Genomic DNA, 6955 nt, shown 5'->3' with positions numbered 1-6955 from the left:
TGAATCACTATCCACGAGCTATATTTAATGGACATTCGTCAATGGACATCTATCGTAAGGCCTTCTACCAAGAGATATCACAGCTCCACCAACCAATAATCAATTGGTCAGTATTATTTATTTGAGTCCAGTGGCTAACTTATTCTTGAAATTTAGGATAAGTTAGACAAGTAATACTAAATATGAAAGCGTCAAAAAGCGTTAAAAAGCGTTAAAAAGCGTCAAAAATTTATATGGAATTAATCATAGATAGTCAATTATTATTAAATGAATGCTGATGGGGTTGGAAAGTGTTTGAGTTAAAAGACTAATGTGCTGAATGTATATTGAATCGGTCTAATTTAAAAGTCATTGGTACAAAACCAGCTAATTTTACATTGAGAAAACGATTATTACACTGAAAATAGTAATGGGAAATTTAAAATTGGTAGAGAAAAATGATAATAAACAGGATTCATCTAGTGATAAACTTCATGACAATTTCTCTGATATATTAGATCAGAGTTTGAAAGAGGATTATGAAGTTTTAGAATTCCTAAAAGATAAATAGTAATAGAATGTTTAATTTCTTTTGGCACAGAATGCACATAATTAAACATACTGAATTAAAATTTCTTACCCTAAGCGTTGATGTATCAGGAGTTATATGAATTTAATCGTTACTTTCTGCTATTATTCGTAGGCATAAAATCTTGATCATATTTGTAAAATCTTGATCATTTATAGTAAAATGATCAAGATACTAAGCCAGTGATTAAGATAAGGGTGTGACTAAAATTAAGCAATTTGACTATCAAACACTGAATCATTTGAACTATTCAAGTGATTTAGTAAATAAAATGAATCAAATTTATAATTTAAGAGGCAAAACCGATAGCTATGAGACTGATTATAGGGACACGTTGGACCGCTTAGTAGAAGTAGCTAAAATTCAAAGTACTAGTTCATCAAACCGAATTGAAGGTATTTATACAACAGATGAACGAATGAACAAAATCATGCAAGACAAAACGCAACCGAGAAATCGTGATGAGAAAGAAATTTCAGGTTATCGAGATGTCCTTAAATTAATTCATGAACAATATGACTATATTCCTATCTCGGTTAATTCTATTTTGGAGATGCATAAGAGGTTATTTGCTTATACTGGAAGCACTTGGGGCGGTAATTTCAAGGACAGCAATAATAAAATAGTTACTGAGTATGGCAATGGGAAACAAGAGGTAAGGTTTAATCCTCCAGCAGCATATCTTACACCAGAATTAGTACGGAACTTATGTGATTCTTACAATCGAGCTATTAAAGAAGGTGTATTTTCACCACTACTATTGTCAGGAGCGTTTATTTTTGATTTTGTATCCATTCATCCTTTCAATGATGGTAACGGAAGAATGTCACGATTATTAATGTTACTGACAATGTATAAAGCGGGTTTTGATGTTGGAAAGTATATAAGCATAGAAAAATCTATTGAGGAGACTAAATCGTCATATTATCAGGCACTAAAAGATAGTTCGGAACAGTGGATGAATAATAAAAATGATTATTTACCATTTTTAGAATACTTTCTGGGCATTATCTTAAAAGATTATCGCGAATTTAATGAGCGCTTGAGTATGGTTAATCAGTCTGATTTACCTGTGGACCAATTAGTGTTAAAAACTATTCGTCAGGCATTAAAACCGTTATCTATTAAAGAACTAAACAATTTTATCCCTCAATATAGTGAAATTACCATTCGACGAGCAGTAAAAAAACTTCGCGATGCTAATAAGCTAGAAAAGATTGGGCAGGCAAGGTCAACGAAGTATGGTTTGAAAAAGAATAGTTAATTGATCTTATAAACTGGGAATTTGTTTGCTCTACCTGAAAAGATTGACGTGCCAAGCATACGTTAACTAGAAAACTTGGTAAAAATATAGATATAAATCTGTAAGACTTCAAATACTATATGTGAATGAACTTTTATTAAGGAGGGGAATTAATTGAAAAGCAAGGATGACATAGGGACTAAATCATTTATATATGATTTAATATCTGTTGGATTTGGCTTCTTTTTTACAGGAATATTTTTATATACTGATTTGTGGTCAATAGAGCCAAGTTCAATTTACATAAAGACTGCTAGCACAATTTTGAAAAATTCAAAACTCTATGGTTTGACACCACTTTATTTGATTTTTATAGGATTATTTATATTATTTATTGCAACTACTATTAAATATTCTGTTAAAGATGGATGGAGTTACGTAGTCAGCACTATTGTATCAGTTGTTGCATTTATTCTCTTGTTTTTAGGCTGGTTAGCACAGGCAAGAATCACATGGGTGACTATTTTAGCATTGCTAATAGTGATGTCATGGTGTTCCTATACTTTTATATTTTATTTAAAGAGATTATATGCCTGGATTACAGACGACAAAGATAAAAGTTTAGCTAAGTTAACCTTTATTTGGACTATTTTGGCTGCTATATTTGGATATTTTTGGGGGAAGAATGAGTAAAAAAAGGTGGAAATCCATATTAAAAGAACAAGAAATTGTGCTGATCTTTGGAATAATTGATTTGTTGATGGATATATTATTTTACTTTAGGTTAAGAGATATTATTTTGAATAATGGCTTTAATAGTGTGTCACAACACATCAAAATTAATTTTAATGTTGCATTTCAAATGGCTCAGTCCATAGGATATGAAGAAGTATTAAAAGAGTGCCTTATTGGAACGCTCCTGTTTGGATTATTAATATATTTAGTATGTTGTAGTCTTTGTAGATACTTATTTGAAACAGGATTAAATATTAGAAGTTTATACTGGTGGACAATTATTGTAGTTTATCTAAGCAATATTATTTTAACTATAATGTTAGTTAAGTATTTAATGCTTATTTGGATTATAGCTATAGGCGGCGCTCTTTATTCTGCGGCGCATTCTGAATCGATCTCATAATAGGTTGTAGGGTGTAATGTGCTTAAAATAAGTAATATTTTATTTGAAATACGGAATGCAGCTGAGACGGGGTTTTAGTATACTCACTTGATTTTTTGCACCGATAAATTGATTGTTGCACTGAAAAATGCACACAATTAGACACACAAAATAAAAATTGATTGTCTCAATTGTTGGTATATCAATGATTAGTGCAATTTAACCTCCATGCTTCTAGTCAGCACTAGATAAGGTCTAATAGGCCTGTTATAACGGCATTTTCAGTCGTTATAACAGGTTATTTTACGTTAAAAAACGTTATCGACTTCTCACTTTTTTCTCACGTGAACGTTTCCCGTGTTGTTTTGATCCACGGAAGATCGCTGTAGTTCAACGTTACCGCGATTTTCCGCATTACCAACATGAATTTGGTCATTTAGAAGCTGATACAGTTCAAGGTAAAACTCACCATGGCGCTGTGATGACCTTAGTAGAACGAATCTCAAAAGTTGAGATTGTCTTGAATGTCCATCACAAAACGGTCGAAAGTGTGAACTATTATTTGGATCAATGGCTATCAAAACAGCCTCGTCATCTTTTTAAGTCCATCACCTTTGACAACGGTAAGGAATTTGCGGGCTGGCGTGAGATTGCCAATAAGCATGATATCCATACATACTTTGCGGAAGTCGGTGCGCCTAATCAGCGAGGGTTAAACGAAAACACCAACGGTATTCTTCGTCGTGATGGTCTGAGTAAAAAGAAAGACTTCCGTAATTGCTAGGGCTTCTTTTAGTAATGACCAATTACCAACAAGGTTACATTCTGCTTTATAGGTATTAAATGTGTATGAAGAAGAACCGTTACCAGTAATACTATCTTCATTAAATAGCATTATTTAGGTTCTATGGTATTTGGTAAGGATAAGATGATTTCTTATCTTTACAAAGACAGTGTTTCTAACCACCCATCATTAAAAAGAACTATAATGGTTGTAAATATAAGAAACGGAGGTCTTAGATAATGAGTAAAGCCGAAGTAATCGATCACTATTTTTATGATGAGGCAGCTTATGATTATCATGATGGTGGTTATGTGCCATTGGAAGAACCACAGGTACCGCAACAGCCATTAAACATTCCTAAAATATTGCAGCCGGATAAGGAAACGGCAACGGACATGTATTACACAATTGTTGCTCAAACAGGCGCGGTCCAGTTGATGCCCGGTGAAAAAACGAAGACCTGGGGATACAATGCGCCGCTGTTAGGTAAGACAGTAGTGTTTAAAAATGGGAAGACCATTCATTTGCACCTGGTTAACCATCTACCTGAATTAACAACTTTTCACTGGCATGGGTTAGCGATTCCCGGTCCGATTGAGGATGGTGGTTGTCATGCCCCTGTCTATCCAGGTGGCAGTCGTGACGTTACCTTTAAGATCAATCAACCAGCCGCTTTTGTTTGGTTACATGCCCACCCGTGTCCAGCAACCGCCGAGCAGGTATGGCAGGGCTTAGCTGCTGGGGCAATTGTCCAAGATGAACATGAGCAGAGCCTTCCGTTACCACGAACTTACGGGGTTGACGATATTCCAGTTATTTTACAAGACCGTCGTTTTCATGAAAATAACCAGTGGAACTACCGGAAGGACTATGATCCCGATGGTGTCGCCGGACCAACACCGATGATTAACGGTACGATTAATCCGTACTTTGATGTTACGACCCAGAAAGTTCGTTTGCGGTTCTTGGATGGTGCTAACCGCCGCGAATTCCGGTTACACTTTAGTGATGATCTTGAATTTACTCAGATTGCTGGTGACCTAAGCCTGTTACCACATCCGGTTAGAATGACGAAGCTCTTGATTACCTGTGCAGAGCGGCAAGAAATTATTGTCGACTTTGGCAAGTACAAGCCGGGGGATGTTGTGACGCTTTACTCTGATGATGTTCCTCTTCTCCGGTTCCGAATTCATGAATTTAAGCCTGATAATACCACGATTCCAGCCACCCTATTTGAAGTGCCAGATCCAGCTGTTGATCCAGACCTTCCAGTTCACCATGTTACCCTTGACGGAATGGATGAAGCGGTTGCGATGAACGGTAAGAAATTCCAGATGGATCGGATTGACTATCAGATGCCGATGGGGAAGGTTCAACTGTGGGATATCTGTAATACAAACCCGGCTCCCGGAATGATTCACCCATACCATATGCATGGAACCGCATTTAAAGTTGTTTCGCGGAATGGCCATGCACCATACCCTAATGAACTAGGGCTGAAGGATACGGTTGCAGTTAATCCTGGTGCACATGTTGTGATTAAGGTGTGGTTCCATGTTTCGGGCGTCTTTATGTATCATTGTCATATCCTTGAGCATGAGGATGGCGGCATGATGGCCCAACTTCAAGTGATCGATCCAGCAAATCCCAACAAGAAGTATCATTTAATGAATCACATGACGATCATGAAGGCTTTTGCTGAAGAACGTCATGTGCCGATGGATCAACTGTGGCTTGGCGGAATGGAATCCTACAAGAAAATGGGAATGGAAATGTAGCCGAAGTTTTGTAAAGAGTTGTAAAATTATATTGGTAGCTATGAATGCCACTCGTCGGAATGCGGGTGGTATTTTTGTTTTTCTACGAATAGTCAAGTATATTAAGGTGTTTCTTTGAGTTTAATTTAAGAAAAGAATTATTTTGGCAGTTAAAGTAACTTATAATAAAGAATTTAGAGTATAACAAAATAAGCTCATGAACTAGACTTATTTTTCATGGGTTGTAGAATGATAGTAAGAATCAATCCTAAATTATGCTTTAGCTATTTGATAATTATAAGATTGATTGTATTTCACAAGATGATAAATCGTTCTGAGAAGGCGATGTATCGCTGCAATGGCAATTTTCTTAGTTCCATGCTGAGAAGATTGCCTTTTCCTTTTTAAAGTAAACAATTAACTGCTTAAACCAATGATCAATCGTTGACAGATGAAAAAATGGTGAGTATTATTTGAGCATAAATTAAAATTTGATTAGATGAAGAGGGCGGCAATAATGATTACCAAAATTAATAATATGAATAATCATGTGATGGCAAGATATCAAATGTAGAATAGGATGAATAAAAGGATGGTGTGTTAGATTGTTTAAGAAGATTTTAATTGCTAACCGTGGTGAAATTGCCACCAGGATTACCCGCGCTTGTCATGAACTGGGAATCAAAGCGGTGGCAGTTTATGCTAAAGAAGATGAGTATAGTGCTCATCGTTTTGCTGCTGATGAAGATTATCTGATTGGGAAAAATGAACAACCTATTGACGCCTACCTTGATATTGATGAAATTATTCGAGTAGCAAAGGCTGCTGGTGCTGAAGCCGTTCATCCCGGATATGGTTTCTTAGCTGAAAATGCTGATTTGGCTCAGGCGTGCGTTGATAATGGCCTTAAATTTATTGGTCCTAAGCCAGAGCATCTCCGTATGTTTGGTGATAAGCTCGTTGCTAGGCAAGTAGCGATGAAGGCGGGCTTACAGCCGATTCCTGGTTTGACGGGTAATGTCACTAGTCTTGCACAAGTTAAAACCTTTGCTCATCAGTACGGTTATCCAATTATGATTAAAGCTGCTAACGGTGGTGGCCGGGGCATGCGGATTGTTGAAAACGACCAACAGCTAGCTGCCGAATTTGACCAAGCAAAAGACGAGGCTTTAAAGTCATTTGGGTCGGATGAAATGTATGTTGAAAAAGATATTCAACACCCCAAGCATATTTAAGTGCAGGTTTTGGCAGATGAACATGGTAACGTGATGCACTTATTTGAACGGGACTGTTCCGTTCAGCGTTGTCACCAAAAGGTTGTTGAATTTGCGCCTAGTGTAGTGTTAACACCAGAACGACGGACAGAGGTTTGTAATTTAGCCCTTAAATTAATGAAGAGCGTCCACTACCAAAACGCTGCGACAATTGAATTTTTAGCGACGCCTGAGCAGTTTTACTTTATTGAACTGAAACTTGAAAGCACTCA

Annotated in this window: 4 protein-coding genes and 3 pseudogenes; all 7 read left to right on the top strand. The window is 36.6% G+C overall.

What is annotated here, in order from left to right; genetic code table 11:
* A pseudogene (locus tag AACL61_RS07935) lies at window positions 1-125 on the top strand (IS30 family transposase); the annotation flags it as partial.
* 651 nt (window positions 126-776) lie between these two features.
* Window positions 777-1832, top strand: a complete 1056-nt coding sequence (locus tag AACL61_RS07930) for a Fic family protein (protein ID WP_233185942.1) — start codon at window positions 777-779, stop codon at window positions 1830-1832.
* Between the two features lie 153 nt (window positions 1833-1985).
* On the top strand, window positions 1986-2504 hold the full coding sequence (locus AACL61_RS07925; protein ID WP_098035605.1) for a hypothetical protein: 519 nt from the start codon (window positions 1986-1988) through the stop codon (window positions 2502-2504).
* Window positions 2497-2949, top strand: coding sequence for a hypothetical protein (locus tag AACL61_RS07920; protein WP_153704467.1), 453 nt, complete (start codon window positions 2497-2499; stop codon window positions 2947-2949). Before AACL61_RS07925 ends, AACL61_RS07920 begins: the two co-directional genes overlap by 8 nt.
* A 361-nt stretch (window positions 2950-3310) precedes the next feature.
* Window positions 3311-3706, top strand: a pseudogene (locus tag AACL61_RS07915) (IS30 family transposase); the annotation flags it as partial.
* Window positions 3707-3951: 245 nt separating this feature from the next.
* A complete protein-coding gene (locus AACL61_RS07910; protein WP_085681076.1) occupies window positions 3952-5490 on the top strand; it encodes a multicopper oxidase family protein in 1539 nt (512 codons plus the stop codon).
* A 584-nt stretch (window positions 5491-6074) separates the two neighbouring features.
* Window positions 6075-6955: pseudogene (locus AACL61_RS07905) on the top strand (ATP-binding protein); the annotation flags it as partial.

Source organism: Limosilactobacillus reuteri subsp. porcinus (assembly GCF_036621895.1).
Lineage (GTDB): Bacteria > Bacillota > Bacilli > Lactobacillales > Lactobacillaceae > Limosilactobacillus > Limosilactobacillus reuteri_J.
The sequence above is the reverse complement of the archived record's forward strand: the minus strand, read 5'-3'. Positions and strand labels throughout refer to the sequence as shown.